Annotated in this window: 12 protein-coding genes; 5 read left to right on the plus strand and 7 right to left on the minus strand. The window is 35.3% G+C overall.

Features of this window, described 5'->3' with window-relative positions; all coding sequences use genetic code 11:
* Positions 1-302: 302 nt before the first annotated feature.
* The 5 genes from JFV29_RS30630 to JFV29_RS15970 all read right to left on the minus strand — a co-directional run bounded on the left by JFV29_RS30630 (position 303) and on the right by JFV29_RS15970 (position 6,383).
* Complete coding sequence (locus tag JFV29_RS30630; RefSeq protein WP_342366567.1) at positions 303-1,640, minus strand: AAA domain-containing protein; 1,338 nt, start codon at positions 1,638-1,640, stop codon at positions 303-305.
* Positions 1,641-1,681: 41 nt separating this feature from the next.
* A complete protein-coding gene (locus JFV29_RS31165; RefSeq protein WP_274606986.1) occupies positions 1,682-2,548 on the minus strand; it encodes an AAA domain-containing protein in 867 nt (288 codons plus the stop codon).
* 245 nt (positions 2,549-2,793) lie between these two features.
* Positions 2,794-4,590, minus strand: a complete 1,797-nt coding sequence (gene pepF / locus JFV29_RS15960) for an oligoendopeptidase F (RefSeq protein ID WP_201185159.1) — start codon at positions 4,588-4,590, stop codon at positions 2,794-2,796.
* 120 nt (positions 4,591-4,710) lie between these two features.
* Positions 4,711-5,352 carry an FMN-dependent NADH-azoreductase gene (locus JFV29_RS15965; RefSeq protein WP_397329003.1) on the minus strand — a complete coding sequence of 214 codons (642 nt, stop codon included), beginning with the start codon at positions 5,350-5,352 and terminating at the stop codon, positions 4,711-4,713.
* A gap of 299 nt (positions 5,353-5,651) precedes the next feature.
* Positions 5,652-6,383 (minus strand): YqcI/YcgG family protein, encoded by a 732-nt coding sequence (locus JFV29_RS15970; RefSeq protein ID WP_201185163.1) that lies wholly within the window; start codon positions 6,381-6,383, stop codon positions 5,652-5,654.
* Between the two features lie 354 nt (positions 6,384-6,737).
* Between JFV29_RS15970 and JFV29_RS15975 the strand changes: the two genes are divergently transcribed.
* Positions 6,738-6,995: an alpha/beta-type small acid-soluble spore protein gene (locus JFV29_RS15975; protein WP_053346373.1), complete on the plus strand. Its 258-nt coding sequence runs from the start codon at positions 6,738-6,740 to the stop codon at positions 6,993-6,995.
* Between the two features lie 464 nt (positions 6,996-7,459).
* Here the strand turns inward: JFV29_RS15975 and JFV29_RS15980 are convergent, their stop codons facing one another.
* Complete coding sequence (locus tag JFV29_RS15980; RefSeq protein ID WP_201185165.1) at positions 7,460-8,347, minus strand: R2-like ligand-binding oxidase; 888 nt, start codon at positions 8,345-8,347, stop codon at positions 7,460-7,462.
* A 142-nt stretch (positions 8,348-8,489) separates the two neighbouring features.
* On the opposite strand from JFV29_RS15980, the gene JFV29_RS15985 reads away from it, so the two are divergent.
* A complete protein-coding gene (locus JFV29_RS15985; RefSeq protein ID WP_201185167.1) occupies positions 8,490-9,176 on the plus strand; it encodes a response regulator transcription factor in 687 nt (228 codons plus the stop codon).
* A gap of 228 nt (positions 9,177-9,404) precedes the next feature.
* Here the strand turns inward: JFV29_RS15985 and JFV29_RS15990 are convergent, their stop codons facing one another.
* The gene (locus JFV29_RS15990) at positions 9,405-10,493 is read right to left on the minus strand and encodes a branched-chain amino acid aminotransferase (RefSeq protein WP_057218925.1); all 1,089 of its coding nucleotides are present in this window, start codon (positions 10,491-10,493) and stop codon (positions 9,405-9,407) included.
* Positions 10,494-11,250: 757 nt separating this feature from the next.
* Between JFV29_RS15990 and JFV29_RS15995 the strand changes: the two genes are divergently transcribed.
* The 3 genes from JFV29_RS15995 (at position 11,251) to JFV29_RS16005 (ending at position 15,398) form a co-directional block, all read left to right on the plus strand.
* On the plus strand, positions 11,251-12,519 hold the full coding sequence (locus tag JFV29_RS15995) for an L-lactate MFS transporter (protein WP_116820574.1): 1,269 nt from the start codon (positions 11,251-11,253) through the stop codon (positions 12,517-12,519).
* Between the two features lie 605 nt (positions 12,520-13,124).
* The gene (locus JFV29_RS16000; protein ID WP_201185168.1) at positions 13,125-13,937 is read left to right on the plus strand and encodes a formate/nitrite transporter family protein; all 813 of its coding nucleotides are present in this window, start codon (positions 13,125-13,127) and stop codon (positions 13,935-13,937) included.
* A 393-nt stretch (positions 13,938-14,330) separates the two neighbouring features.
* Positions 14,331-15,398 (plus strand): AI-2E family transporter, encoded by a 1,068-nt coding sequence (locus JFV29_RS16005; RefSeq protein WP_201185170.1) that lies wholly within the window; start codon positions 14,331-14,333, stop codon positions 15,396-15,398.
* Positions 15,399-15,408 lie beyond the last annotated feature (10 nt).

Here is a 15,408-nt window from a genome sequence, read left to right on the forward strand (position 1 = left end):
TCCCTTCTTCCCATTTCTCTCTTAGTTATATAATCGTAAAACATTGAATATAAAATGTCGCCTAATACGCTTGTTGTTAGTTTAGTTTGTAACTCTTAGCTGAAATAATAAGTGGATATTCTGGATTGGTAAATAGGAGTGAATTGTAAATTCTAACGAGGTTATTTTTAAAATATACATTTTTTATTACTCTTATAGATGGAACCCGATTTGTTTTTACCATATATTCTAAAGAGATGTTTTAAGGAATATTTATTGAATAAAAAAATAGAAAGACCCTAAAATTGGGCCTTTCCTTTAAATTATTCATTTTTTTTAAACTGAGATAAGATTTCTTCTGCAATAATAGGTGAATCCAAGCGAGCCGCTACAAAGGGAGGTTGCACTCGATTATTCGATTCTACAGGCAATCCTAACCAGACAACATGACCATCGATGATAATAAAAGAGAAGGAAACTGGCATACAAATGAAATAATCTGTAAAAATTTCCGGATTTCTATTCCCTGAAATGATAGTCAATTTGACTTCAGGGTCTCTTTTCATTAGAATCAGCTTCCATTCCTCTGACAAATTTTTAAAATCTGGCACGGCCACAATAATTTCTTGTTTAGAGGAATCTATATCTGCTAATAAGTTGTCCAACTTACGGGCATGCATCCATTGCAGTCGGGGATGCTGAAGTTTCACCCATTTTCCAATATCTTTCCTTGCGACCATCTGACCGTTTTGGATTTGATGATCAACAAGCTGACGAAGTGTTTTGCTACGATAAACATGCTTATTAACAAAAGAAGTATCACAAACATGTACGAACTTCCCTTTGGTCCTTGTTATCGCCACATTTATTAGCCTTTCACTTTCTCTTCCGGTCAGCAACATTCCTGCACGATTTTGCGGATAACTATCAACCGTGTCAAAAATCATGACATCCCTTTCACTGCCTTGGAAACGATGTACAGTTGCAGCTATGATGTCTGCTGTTTGCCTTTCTTGACTATACAAGTCATCCAAAAGTTTTTCCATCAAGTTAGCCTGGGCACGATATGGAGCAACATAACCAATGGATCGAGCCCCGCCAACATACGATTCATGAATCAGCTGAAAGGACAAAAGCAACTGCCATGGATTCATTCTCGAATGGGATGTGCGTTCCGTCATGCAATATTCACCTGAAAAGCTAGTATCGACAAGTGCAGCTGCCTGATTTGCAAACGGTTCCGCTGATCTTATGCTATCTCTACTTGTCAAAACACTTTCATGGTCTCCAACAAAATTGTTATAGACCACACGATTCGTAAATGCCGAAATTTCTGGATGCATACGGCGCTGTTCTTTTAAGAGAAATAAATGAGGATGAAGTTCCCCCTCTTCTACTGATTGTGCAACCCCCGCGCGATGAAAGATGTCTTCTTTCAGCCAAAGTTTCACTAGAGAATCACGTGCAGAAGCAATTGGTGGCAATTGTTTGAAATCACCGCAAACGATAATATGTTTGGATAAGGCTGCCGCAAAAGCTACTTGCGGTACGTAAGCCATGCTGGCTTCGTCCAAAATGATTAGATCATATTCTTTTTGGTATACCGTTTCATCGCTAGCAGCTTTAGCCAAGGTCATTCCAATAATTTTAGCCTCTTTCACAAGTAGCATCTCTTTTTGACGAATTTTCTCTAATACTTTAGCTAATTTTTTTCTAATTCAATTAAATGATTGGTATCTCTTTTGCTAAATGAACCAGCTAAATCCTGCTTTAACAACCTCTTTTCTTCTGCAAGTTGCTCTTTTTCTTTCATCAAGTCCGGTTCATGCTTCCCTAATAGTTGACCTGTAACAATATCATCATGGATAGCTAGAGAATCACCTATTTGTGAACCATAGCGAAGCACATCCCCTTCATGGAAACGGTCTTTCTTTTTAATAAATGTAGAGATTTCAGCCATCAGTACATCGACAGCTTGATTGCTATGTGACAGCACCAGGATATTTTTATCTTGGAAATAATGATTTGCAACCGTACGTGCCAATGTATAAGTCTTTCCTGTTCCTGGAGGTCCCCAGACAAAAGTGACAGGATTAAATTTTGAACGTGCATATAATTCTTTTACACTGCTTTGTTTTTCATTTACCGGATGTTTTTGGGGCATAGATGGATCCATTAGACGCTTAATCCGTAGCCTTTTCTTTTTGCTTCTCTTGATTTCATCTAGACGGGTAATCAATTGTTCTAGTAATTCCCAGGGATCATGGTATAAAAAAGCTTCCCCGATTAAATCACCTAATGATCGTTCAAAAGCGATGATTATACTTTTCCCTTCAGATGATAAGACCCTCCCATCCTGTTTTATTCCTCCCCATTCCAATCGAATAATGGAACCTATAGGAATTTTTATCGAGGAGCTTGTTTCAAAATAGTAGGTGAAAGAACCATCACTTGTAAGTAAATGGCCATTCGAAACAAGGTATTTTGTGCTTCCGTATTTTTTCAAATGCAAAATTTCAAGTTGAAGTGCCTGTTGCCATTCTTTTATATAGTTAACCGTTGAATTCATTTTTCACTTTCCTCACAAAATATGCCTTTGGATGTATAAAGAACTGGCCCATTAGCTAGGCGCTATTGCGATGAATAACCAAGGCTCTAGGCTTTTTATGCAAAACCTGTCCCGTGACAATATCTCTTCTTTAACATATAAAATAAGGCCCAATCAAAAGATTGGGCCTCTCATTTGCCAATAGTCTTACTATAGCATTTTTTATTTCATCATACCATGGGCTCTTTTGGAAGAAATGGTTTACATTAGCCCTTTGTCAGCTCTGTGAATTGTTCTACTAAATCACTGAAAATCCTCATAGCATTTTCAATAGGCTCAGGTTTAGTTAAATCTACGCCTGTTTTCTTGAGCAGGTCTAACGGGAAATCAGAACTGCCGCTTTTCAAGAAGGTCAAATAACTTTCGAGGGTTTTTTGATCTCCGGAAAGAATTTTATCTGCAATTGTAATAGCTGAAACGTAACCTGTAGCATATTTATACACATAAAATGGACGATAAAAATGCGGAATGCGTGACCAGCCATACTTCACTTCTTCATCGAAAACTATTTCATCACCATTATATGTTCGGAAAATTGTTTCATAAGCTGTGTTAAACACCTCGGCATTTAGTGGTTCATCATTTTCTGCCTTCTCGTGAACGATCTTTTCAAATTCTGCGAACATCACCTGTGTGAAGAAAGTTCCCTTAAAGCTATCGATAAAATGGTTAAGTAAGTGCTTTTTCTTTTGATCGTCTTTTGTTGTATTAATTAAATGGCGAATCAGCAGAATTTCATTCACCGTAGAAGCAACTTCCGCTACAAAAATGGAATAGCCTGCTGTTATTTGCGGTTGATATTTTGAGCTATAGTATGAATGCATCCCATGGCCAGATTCATGCGCAAGTGTAAATACGCTGTCAAGATCATCACGGTGATTTAGTAAGATAAATGGATGAACACCATAAAGTCCTAAGTTGTAAGCCCCAGACCGTTTTCCAGGTGTTTCTCTGACATCAATATAGCGTTTTTCTTTAAAGGTTTTTAAGATAGAAGTATATTCTTCACCCAGCGGTTTCAACGCCTCAATCATTAAAGCAAAACTGTCATCATATGATATTTCTTCTTTTGCACCTTCGACCAATGGCACACTTAAATCGTATGCACGCAATTCATTTACACCCAAAAGCTCTTTCCGCAGCTGGATGTATTTATGCATCGGTCCTATATTTTGTTTAGTAGACATAATTAAGTTATCATATACCTCTTTTGGAACTTGATCACCGAACAATGATTTTTCTAATGCAGAAGGGTAGTTCCTTAGTTTAGAGAGATTCACGTTATTCTTGATTGCTGTTGAAAGTGTTGAAGCAATCGTATTTTTCAGTTGTACATATGGCTGATAATACGCAATGTATGCCTCTTTTCGAATATCACGATTGTCATCTTCAATCAATTTTGAATATAATCCTCGGGTCAGCTCTACTTTTTCGCCGTCTCCATTTGTCACTTCACCAAACTTAATGTCAGCATTGTTGATCATCCCGAATGTTTTTTGTGGTGCTGAAAAGGCTTCACCTATTTGGGAAAGGACCTCTTCCTGTTCTTTCGTTAACACATGGGTTTTATATCGATAAGAATCTAGTAAATCTTCTTCAAAATATTTCAAACCCTCGATTTCTTTTATGTACCCTTTTAGCGTTTTTTCTTCTAGGCTTAAAAGAAATGGCATGAAGAATGAAGAAGCATTGCTAATTTTCTGACCTAACTGACTTGCCCGATCAAGCAAAGCCTGTGATGAAGTAACCCTTGTATCCAAATCTGTTTGCAGCATTGCAAATACATAGAGTTTATTATAAATGTAACCAAGTTCCTCACTTGACCGTAAATACTCAAACAAGTCTTGAGCTGTCTGAATTTGTCCATCATAGGTTTTTAATTTTTCTGTCATCTTAAGGACTTCTTGATAATCCTTTTCCCATTTATCCTTGTTATCGTAAATATCATTTAGATTCCAAGTTTCTTCCTCTTTGATTTCGTCACGTGTTTTGTACGTTTGCATTTTATTGGCACTTCCTTTCATACTTATAGGCTTACCCTCTATTATAAGCGACTTTCAGAAAAACCTGCATAAAAAAACCAGTATGCTAAAAATACATACTGGTTATTACATAAAATATAATTAGAATTTAGCTGCAGCTTCTACAACTTTCGTCAATCCTTCAGCAATAATGTCTTGTGTGCGGTCTGGATATTGATTGTGCCCTTCGATAACAACTGTTTCTGGGTTCGTTATCCCCCATAGGTTTAGATTCATTGTTACAAATTTCACTGCCATTTCAGCAGCATCCATTCCTGGTAAAGCATAATCTGAACCACGAGCATTAAGTACAGCCACTTTTTTCTCTGGAATAAGACCAACTGGGCCTTCCGCAGTATATTTAAATGTTGTACCTGCTTGAGCAAGATAAGAAATATATGTTACAAGAGGAGCCGGTACCGTAGCGTTCCATAACGGGAATGCAAATACTACTTTATCAGCAGCAAGAAACTGGTTCAAGTATTGTTGCACGTTATCCGCTTCTTTTGATTCTTCTTCAGTCAATTCCATACCTTGGTTGCGTTTGAATATCGCTGTAATTGCTGTGTTTCCGTAATATGGTAAGTTGAGTTTGAATAAATCCAATTCAGTAATTTCATCGTTAGGATTTGCTTCTTTATATGTGCTTAAAAACGATTCATACATTTTCACGCTGATTGCTTGCTCTGCTGGACGGTCGTTTGCTTTGATTAATAATACTTTAGACATAGTTGGTTCCCCCAATTGTAATTAATATGTGTATGTGAATAGCACAGTTTAAACCGAAATATTTAATCAAGATATCTCGAAGTAACTGCAATTCCTACATACACATTATAATTGTGTTAATAAAATAAAACAAGATATATGTTTTTGGGGTTATATACTATATTTTGTGTTTTAGATACTTTTACAGACATATAAAGAAATAAATATCGGAGTTCTCGAGTTATGGTGAACTTTCTAAATCCCCTTTTTAACAGTTACAAGCATATAATATAGAAGAAAAGAGCAAATAAATAAACGAGAGCAAATACTCTCGTTTATAACTCTTTATGATTGAAAGGACATTTTCCTTTTATCGGTTCAATATCATCACCAATAAAAAATTGTTTCCATTCATTATGATTTACATCGCCAAAGTGGCTGATATCCGGATGTTTCGGGAGATTATCCCATTTTTCTACTCGTTCACGCACCTTTTCACGTGACATGATTCCGCCTTTTTCTGTACCTTCTAATCCTTCAAAGATCATTCGGGGTTGGAAGCCTAGTACAAGACTATTTCCTAAATCACGGGTTTTACGCTGTTTATATGCAGGTGCATTACCAAAGATAAAAATTGGTTCCCCTGCAAAATGGTAATCCCATAAATAATGATCCGGATCTTTTGGCTTTTCATTTGGCCAAGGTTTCTTATCATTTATATGAAGATACTGAAGGATTTCCCAAAATCGTTTTCGATATAATTCTAAATCTCCCTCTTGCTTTTCTGGCTCCATAAAAACAAACAAACCATGTCTGACATATGGAGGTTCCTGGAATAAGTCTAGAAAGCTTTCCACAGCTTTTGGGAGATTGGACCAATCTTCCTGTGTAATATATGCATAACGAAGCTCACCTTTTTTTTCCGCGTTCATACCAAAATAACAAGGAAATGTTTTATCCATCACTGTATTGTGGAAAGTTTGATATTCCTTGATTAACCATCGAGGTACTCGATCAGGATTTTTCATATCTTCTTTCGTTAACAAACATGAATTCGCAGTCAGCATCTCTTTTCTCCTTCAAATTGATATACTATCTTATACCCAGAATTTGATAAAGTAAACGTCCATAACAGCTAATTCTCTCGTCATATTAAAAGATGCTGCAATAGATTCAAATTTTTTTGATTTCATCTGTATCAGCCTGAGCTAGTCTGCAAAAAAAAGCAGAGTGAATCCAATCTCATGAATTATTATAATGGACTGGTCTGTGGCAAAAACTCCTAGAAATCAAACTAAAGCAAATCTCCCTATAATGTTAAGGTAAATACAAAGTAGAACCTAAATAAAAGATTAAAATAAAGAGGTTAATGATCATTTTCTATACTTTAGGATAACCTAAAAACTAAGGAGTGATTATATATGACAAGAAGAAATAAAATCCTAGTAGCGGGAGCTAGAAAAGGTCTTGATGATTTAAAAGCCAAAGTAGCTGGTACGAAGAATCATGAAGATGCAAAGTTTGAAGTTGCAAAAGAAGTTGGCGTACCACTGAAAAAAGACTATAACGGTCAACTGACATCAAAGCAAGCTGGAAAAATTGGTGGAAAGTTAGGAGGAGGTATGGTCAAGGAACTTATACAGATGGCTCAGGAAAACTTAGGAAAAAACAATAACTAATTCATTGAATCACGATTGCTTAACAAATATAAACTCAAATCTGTTTAACATATAGAAGGAGACGGACATTTCCTTATACCCGCCTCCTTTTTGCTCAAATTTCAAATATATAAATGATTTTCATAAATTTTAAGTTAAAAATTTATTCATTACATCTCGGTTTAGTTGATCATTAGTACCTGCAAAAACAACGGACCTTTTATCAAAATTGATCGACTAGAAGTATTGTCGTTCCTGCTGCCTTTAATTGTTTTATAATTTTAATGACTTATTGAACCATAATTGGAGACACCCTGTGGTTTATGTTAATAGATTAGACTTTAATGCTAAAAATAAAAAGCAGCCAGGAATGTTAAGATTCCCAAACTGCTTGAAAAATTATTGCGCCGTATATCCACCACCTATTTAAATGAATAAATTTCTTTACATCATCACGTACAGTCATATCCTATTTTTCATTCTTTTTACAAAACTCCATATTCCTTTTCGTTACTTTGATAGATTTCTTCAATTTTCTTACCCTTGGCCCGTGCCAATACTTCCATCCGAACAGCTAATTGTTTCATGGTGAAATCTAAAACAGCTTGTTTATCATTATCAAATGGATTGCCAAACCGATCATATCCTTCCATATTTAACGCGATGGCAAGTGGGGCAAGTTCTGCCATTCTTTTTTCAACTTGTCTAAAAATATGTTGATGCTCACTGATAATCCTCTGGAGCAAAAAAGTGCCATATGCAATATGGCGCGATTCATCTTTTTTCAAAAGGCCTACCCCTTTTAATAAACCAGGCATCATATTATTGTTTTCGAGTGTCTGATAAAACCCAAAATACCCGGTTTCAGCAAGTACTCCCTCGGTAAACATATTATATACAGTGGCCGCTTCCGCCAATGCTTCAGGAGACTGATCGTGTATTAGTTTCTCCATCGCCTCAGGCAGTATTTCGTAAAAAATAGATTTGTATGTTTCTGAATGATAAACTGTTAGATCACCTGTTTCACCAATTTGATCTAAAGTATAACGGAAAAATTCCATATGCTTTGCTTCCTCGAATAAGAAAGTTGTTAAGTACATTTCCTCTTCAATTCTACCTTCCTTTGCTATAGCCATAATAAGCGGAAGTAAATCCAATGTTACGGCTTCTTCTCCGCCCTGGAAAAGCGAAATAATCCGTAATAAAACTTCTCTTTCAATACTAGTAAACGACTTCCAATCTTCTATATCCTGACTGAAATTAATGTCACGCGGATTCCATACACCGAATTTTTTTGCCTTTTGATAGAGTTTAAACGGAAGGGTATCTTCTCTAAAACTTCGGCTGCTGGTCGTCAAATTCGTTCTTTTCATTTTTTATCCTCCTTAAAATAGAGAATCGTAAACTTGTAAACACTTAAGCATAGATAATCAAATTTGTAAGGCCCTACCTTATATTGTAAGATATTAGTAAGTTTTTACCTATCACTGAAAAAGTAGGGAGGAATAAAGTCGAATGCTTGAGGAAACCTTGTTGAATCATGTTAAAAATATTTCCATACAAAAAGATATGAGAAATAAATCCAAAATGATTGTAAAGGGCTGTGTAGATTTTTTTTCATTTCAACGTGCCTCTTTGTTCAGTTACTCTTGTTTAAGTGGTATGGGTGAAGGTATTTACTCATGCACAAGTAAAGAAACAATTTCGTTACATCATGTCAAAGAAAATATTCATGATATATACCCCATCCACCAAGCTCTCATAAATAACAAACCAGTATATTTAACAATTAAACATACGAAATCATCCATACCTGCAAAATACGTTAAAAGATTTGCAATCTCTTCATTAGCTGTAATTCCGGTTATGGTCAATGAAATGGTTATTGGTTTTGTTTTAGTTGACCCAATACAGACCAACGAACCTGTTACAAAGCATGATTTAATGAAGCTTTCCCATTATTTAGAACTGGCAGTCAGTACAACTTTAGAATCCTCCCCCCCCTCATACCTTCTTAGTAATCGTGAAGTCGAAGTCCTACAATATTTAGCTAATGGTCTAGGGTTAAAACAAATGGCACCAAAGATGAGGGTAAGTGAATACACTGTTAGGGATTATATTTCTTCTGCCATTAGGAAATTAGGAGTCAATCATCGTACAGAGGCTGTAGCTGTCGCTATCCGGCACAAGATAATTATTTAAAAGAATATAAAACAAAAAAACCTTCATAGAAGGTTTCAGAGTGTAGACAAACCCCTTTTCCCAAAGAATTGTTGGAGAAAAAGGGGGTTTTTATCTTTTAATTAGCATACTTAGTTGTAAATTTGAAAGAAGGACACAATATATTGTTGCTAAACTTTTTATAAAAAACAGCCGTCGACTTTGTCGACAGCCTGAAACCTTCATAGAAGGTTTTTTTGTTTTAAAATATTATTGAGTGACTTTTTCTTCAACTTTCGTAGTCCAGTTTAATTCATCTTCAACCTTACCTGTTTGGATACCAGTTAATGTATCATAAAGTTTTTTAGATAATTCACCAGTCTCTCCGTTTTGAACTATCATTTCTTCACCATTCCACAAGAATTCACCAATTGGAGAAATCACAGCAGCTGTACCAGTACCGAATGCCTCTTCTAATTGTCCTGATTTAAAGGCTTCATAGACTTCCTCCATAGAAATACGCCGTTCTGTTACTGGAAGATTCCAATGCTTTAACAATTCAATAATAGAATCCCGAGTAATTCCTGAAAGGATGCTACCATTTAATGCTGGAGTAATGATTTCACCATTGATTTTGAAGAAGACATTCATGCTTCCTACTTCTTCAATATATTTTTTTTCTACTCCGTCTAGCCAAAGCACTTGAGAATATCCCATCTTTTCAGATTCCTCTTGAGCTTTAAGGCTTGATGCATAATTACCACCTGTTTTAGCTTCTCCTGTACCACCATTTACGGCACGTGTAAAAGCTGATTCCACCGCTATTTTAACAGGGTGAATTCCCTCTTTATAATAAGAACCTACCGGTGACATAATGATGATAAATTGATAGCGATCTGATGGAGAAACTCCGAGATAAGGTTCAGTAGCTATAATGAAAGGTCGAATATATAAGGACGTCCCTTCTGCTCGAGGAATCCATTCTTTATCAACGCTAATTAAGGTTTTTAAGGCCTTTAACGCGAAATCCACATCAACATCTGGTATACATAGGCGACTATTTGAATTATTTAAGCGTTCAAAATTCTTTTTCGGGCGGAATAAAATAATTTCATCATCTGATGATACATATGCTTTTAATCCTTCAAAAACAGATTGGCCATAGTGAAAAATCATAGCTGACGGCTCTAATGCGAGCGGTTGATAAGGAACAATTCTTGGATCATGCCACCCTTGCCCTCGTGTGTAATCCATAATAAACATATGATCGGTAAATTTCTTACCGAACTCAAGCTGGTCCGCTTGTGGTTTTTCTTTCTTTGTTGTACTAAGCGTGATTTGCATGTCATGTTCCTTCATTACCAAAACCCCTTGTTGAATATTTTTACAAGATTTCACTTCCATAAAATCTATCTTAACTTAGTTTACTCCTATCAGGAATCATAGTTCAAGCCCTTATGACTAAATTTTCGGAATTTTTTCAAAATAATTTGATTTTTTTGATTACTTTACGTATGATTCCTGAAAAAAGACTCTAATATTCCTTTTTTGTAAGAAAAAAACTTTTATTATCCCTATTAAAATCCTCTAATACTAATGGCTTGATTGGAATTCTGAAGATTCTTTTATAAAGTCTTAAGTTAATTTTAACAAATATCATTGAATAATGCCAATGTGCATCTTTTCCGTTTGCCGTTGAAGATTACCATCTTGATTACATAAGACCTACAATAGCGAAGGGAAATCATTACCGATTCAAAATAGATAGAATGGAGCGAATTAAGGGCATTTGCCACATTCAAAATGCCAATCACATTCAAGATACAAGAGATTCTTATATAACATTCTACAGCTGCTAATTTATGCCTCTCATCTAAAATTGGCTTCCTATTCCCTATGTGAGTAAGATATAAAATAAATATTTTCCCTAAGCCGATTCGGATTTGTACAAGAATGTTATAGCAACATTTTTTTTAGTAAAATTTAATTTAGTAGTTTACTACTAAATAATAATCTTATATACTTATCCCACGAGATAGATAAAATGCATGCAACTCATATTATTATAGATAAAACGCATGCCACTCTCTTATAATTCACGAAAAGGGGTAACAATATGACAAAAAACAGGTGGTTAATTGCTTTATCAGCTATTGCTATTCACCTTTCCATTGGTGGTGCATACGCATATAGCGTATACAAGAAACCTTTAGTTGAGACTATGGGGTGGTCAGAAACTGAAGTAACTTTAGCATTTACAATTATGATGGCGCTTGCAGGAACCTCTGCAGCTTTCTTTGGGAAATTTGTTGAAAAGAATGGTCCAAGAAAATCAGCCTTAGTTGCTGCTGTATTATTCGGTTTAGGACAAGCCGGTTCTGGTTTGGCTGTCATGATCGATTCACTTCCACTTTACTTACTAACATATGGAGTATTAAGTGGTCTTGGTATGGGTATTGGATACATTTCACCAGTATCTACTCTTGTCAAATGGTTCCCTGATAGAAGAGGACTAGCAACAGGAATGGCTGTACTCGGTTTTGGTGCTGGAGCTCTTATTACAGCCCCAGTTGCAGCAAGCCTTATGGAATCCGTTGGAATTTATTCTACTTATTACATTTTAGGAGCAGGCTATTTCATTCTTATGTTTTTAGGTGCTTCATACATTGCACCACCAAAAGCGAATTGGATTCCTGAAGGTATGAAAAAAGATATTGAGTCAGGAAAAAAAGAAATTAAGAAAGATCTAAGACAATTAACTGCAAAAGAAGCGGTTAAAACAAAACATTTCTGGATGCTTTGGTCGATGAAATTAATTAATACTAGTGCAGGGATTATGATGATTTCTGTGGCTTCTCCTATGGCTCAAGACGTAGTTGGATTGTCTGTAGCTGGCGCAGCAACTCTGGTTGGTATCATGGGAATCTTCAATGGTGGAGGCAGACTTGGTTGGGCAGCAGCCTCTGATTATATTGGTCGCCCAAATGTTTTCGTCATTTTCTTTATTATTCAAATCGGAGCGTTCCTCTTACTTCCAACTACTACAAATTCGTTATTGTTCCAAGGTCTTATATTGTTAGTTGTTAGTTGTTATGGTGGAGGTTTCTCAAATCTTCCTGCATTTGCTGGAGATTTATTTGGAACAAAAGAAATTGGTGCTATCCATGGTTATCTTTTAACAACATGGTCTCTTGGAGGAGTTTGTGGACCAATGCTGGTTACCGCAATTAGAGAAAGTACAAACAGTTATATTCCAGTGTTCTATGTTTTCGCTGCATTAATTGCAATTGCTTTCTTGATTTCCATCTGGCTGCGTTTAGATATCAAAAAAATGCAAAGAGAACAGAAACAAGGATTTACTAATAAATTAAGTAAAATATCATAAATTTAGAGAGTAGTTTTTCTGACTATTTTGTTCGATAAATATACTAGATCAAGGCATTATCAAGGTAACTTCCTTATTGGGAATTTTCTTGTGATAATGCCTTTTTCATTTTATATTTTACTCTTTATTATATTTCATCAGAATTTACATTTTATAAAAATTGAAAACAATTACTGAATGGCACTTTTCAGGAACTTCAATATAAAACTTCTAGAAACCTCAGTAAATTCATAATCCCTCCCTTCCCTTTCATACATATTACTATCTACCCTACTCCCCCTATTGCACTCAAACTCAAAAGTATAAAATCGTTTTATCATATTTAAAAGGCAGTCTATAATTTACACTTTTAAAAATTCAGGCTTTATATTATTAGCATTTTCTTTTTGTATTATATATTTTTGAACCACCCTAAACTGTGATAAAGGCTTAGTTTTTTCTATAAAAAAATCCTAAATTAGTTATTTCGTTATAGCATATTTTTAAAACTAATGTATAATAACTGTTGGTAATCTTTGTTTAGTAAGTATTTTCAAGGGTTTTTACTACTAAATAAGTAACACATTCTAACAAATTTTTTTGAAACATCAACTAGGGGGAGCAATATGAGTTATTATAACCCGCAACAAATGGCGAAAATTGCAATCAAAGCAGGAACTAAGAAAGCAACATTGCCGCTAACTAGTCTAATAATACTAGGTTTCCTAGGTGGGGCCTTTATCGCTTTGGGCTATTTATTTAACATAAGGGTCACCGCAGGCTTACCACATGAGTGGGGTACACTGAATAACTTAATAGGTGGTTTAGTATTCCCGTTAGGTTTAATACTTACTGTAATTGCCGGCGGAGAATTATTAACTGGAAATATGATGGCTGTATCGATGGCTGCGCTTGCTAAAAAAGTATCTGTTAAACAATTATCAATAAACTGGATCTTAATTGCTATAACCAACTTCGCAGGTGCCATTTTTGTTGCTTACTTTTTCGGACATCTACTTGGATTGACCGAAACTGACATCTTTTTGAATAAAACGATAGCTGCAGCACAATCAAAGGTTGATGCCAATTTTATCGAAGCATTCATTTCAGCTGTCGGCTGTAATTGGCTGGTAGCCCTGGCTATTTGGATTACATACAGCGCTGAAGATACTACAGGAAAAATCATTGGATTGTTCTTGCCGATTTGTGCTTTCATTACACTTGGATTCCAGCATATTGTTGCCAATATGTTTGTCATTCCAGCAGGAATTTTCGTTGGTGCCGTTACTTGGGGTGAGTATTTTATGAACTTTATCCCAGTCTTCCTTGGAAATGCTGTTGGTGGTGCCATTCTCGTAGGCGGTCTGTATTACGGAGCTTATGCACGTCAGGACAAAAAAGTTGTAGAAGAAATAAAGTATATAAAAAAATCATCATAATTTTTTTAATACAAGGCCTTCATTTTCCAATGGAGGTTTGTTTTTCATTTTAACCAAAGAATTTTGGTATTTTAATATGAGGTTTCAGCTGCCTCTTACTTGAAATATATTGGTTTATTAAAGAACTTCAATGATTCTGTGAAGTAAATGAGATGAATGCATCTGCCCTAAATTAGAAATTACTTTAGAATACACCCTTTGTTCCGAATTACGAAATATTTGAATTCTAATTAAAGGTAGAATCAACATCTCGCTTGAAAACAGTCTGTACTTGAACCATCTAATGTCAAATTACATCTATTTCCCCCTAATCATTTATTACTGTTGGTATTATTGTTTAACTCTAAGCCTAACAAGGGTATTAAGTAGCAGATGAGATTTAGGGGGATTGTCTTGTGGATAAACAAACCATTTTTTAAGTATGCATGTGGAATTATCTTAATAATTTTAATTATTTTTTTGCTAGGCAAGATTGATTATATTCTTTTGCCGATTCAAAAAATCATTACAGCAATGTTTTTCCCAATCATTGTGGCTGGACTCTTATACTATATATTACGACCTGTCGTTAACTTTTTAACTAAATTTATACCAAGGACAGTCAGCATTTTCATTGTCTTCTTGGTTATATTTGGAATAATCGGGACAGGCAGCTACTTTGGAAGTCCTGTAGTCATGGATCAATTCCAAAATTTATCTGCTAACCTTCCAAGCAAAGTCAAGGAATTCTCTAAGGAATCTGAAGACATGATAGAACAAAATGATTTTGGTATGGTTAATATAAAAGACTTGAAAGCAAATGGCATATCTCATTTTAAAAATTATTCTGAAAAACTTATAGAAAATGTTAATACCATATTCTCTGCGATTACAAGTGTTCTAACTGTACTGGTTATTACACCATTTATCTTATTTTATTTCTTGAAGGATGGAGATAAGCTAAGACCGTTTTTATTAAAGTATATACCGAATGAAGTTGAACCAGAAGGGAACGCGATTTTAAAAGATGTAGATAAAACCCTTTCAACTTATATCATCGGCCAATTCATCGTTTCAATCGTAATAGGGGCTTTTATGTATGTGGGGTACCTAATTATTGGACTCGATTATGCACTCGTATTAGCCCTTTTCGCAATGATTTTTACCGTTGTACCCTTTCTAGGTCCATTAATCAGCGTTATTCCAGCCCTTTTCATAGCCTTACAGCAAGATGTAGGGTTGGCTGTAAAAGTACTCATTGTCCTTACTGTCGTTCAACAAGCAGAAGGCCACCTCGTTACTCCGAATATTATGGGGAAACGACTTAATATTCACCCATTAACCATTATCTTATTGCTACTTGCTGCCGGTTCAATATACGGATTCATTGGAATTCTTATAGCCATCCCTGCTTATTCTGTGGTTAAAACGATTATAGGAAACTTCAGAAAGTTTTATAGGTTAAGGAAGATGAATACATAATTAACAGATT

Source organism: Peribacillus sp. TH16, assembly GCF_016651095.1.
Taxonomy (GTDB): Bacteria; Bacillota; Bacilli; order Bacillales; family DSM-1321; genus Peribacillus; species Peribacillus butanolivorans.

What these genes read in the sequence shown, in the direction of transcription:
- JFV29_RS31165 (WP_274606986.1), bottom strand. Translation starts at nt 2,548, where the DNA reads ATGAATTCAACGGTTAACTATATAAAAGAATGGCAACAGGCACTTCAA.
- pepF (WP_201185159.1), bottom strand. Translation starts at nt 4,590, where the DNA reads ATGCAAACGTACAAAACACGTGACGAAATCAAAGAGGAAGAAACTTGG.
- JFV29_RS15970 (WP_201185163.1), bottom strand. Translation starts at nt 6,383, where the DNA reads ATGCTGACTGCGAATTCATGTTTGTTAACGAAAGAAGATATGAAAAAT.
- JFV29_RS15975 (WP_053346373.1), top strand. Translation starts at nt 6,738, where the DNA reads ATGACAAGAAGAAATAAAATCCTAGTAGCGGGAGCTAGAAAAGGTCTT.
- JFV29_RS15980 (WP_201185165.1), bottom strand. Translation starts at nt 8,347, where the DNA reads ATGAAAAGAACGAATTTGACGACCAGCAGCCGAAGTTTTAGAGAAGAT.
- JFV29_RS15985 (WP_201185167.1), top strand. Translation starts at nt 8,490, where the DNA reads ATGCTTGAGGAAACCTTGTTGAATCATGTTAAAAATATTTCCATACAA.
- JFV29_RS15990 (WP_057218925.1), bottom strand. Translation starts at nt 10,493, where the DNA reads ATGAAGGAACATGACATGCAAATCACGCTTAGTACAACAAAGAAAGAA.
- JFV29_RS15995 (WP_116820574.1), top strand. Translation starts at nt 11,251, where the DNA reads ATGACAAAAAACAGGTGGTTAATTGCTTTATCAGCTATTGCTATTCAC.
- JFV29_RS16000 (WP_201185168.1), top strand. Translation starts at nt 13,125, where the DNA reads ATGAGTTATTATAACCCGCAACAAATGGCGAAAATTGCAATCAAAGCA.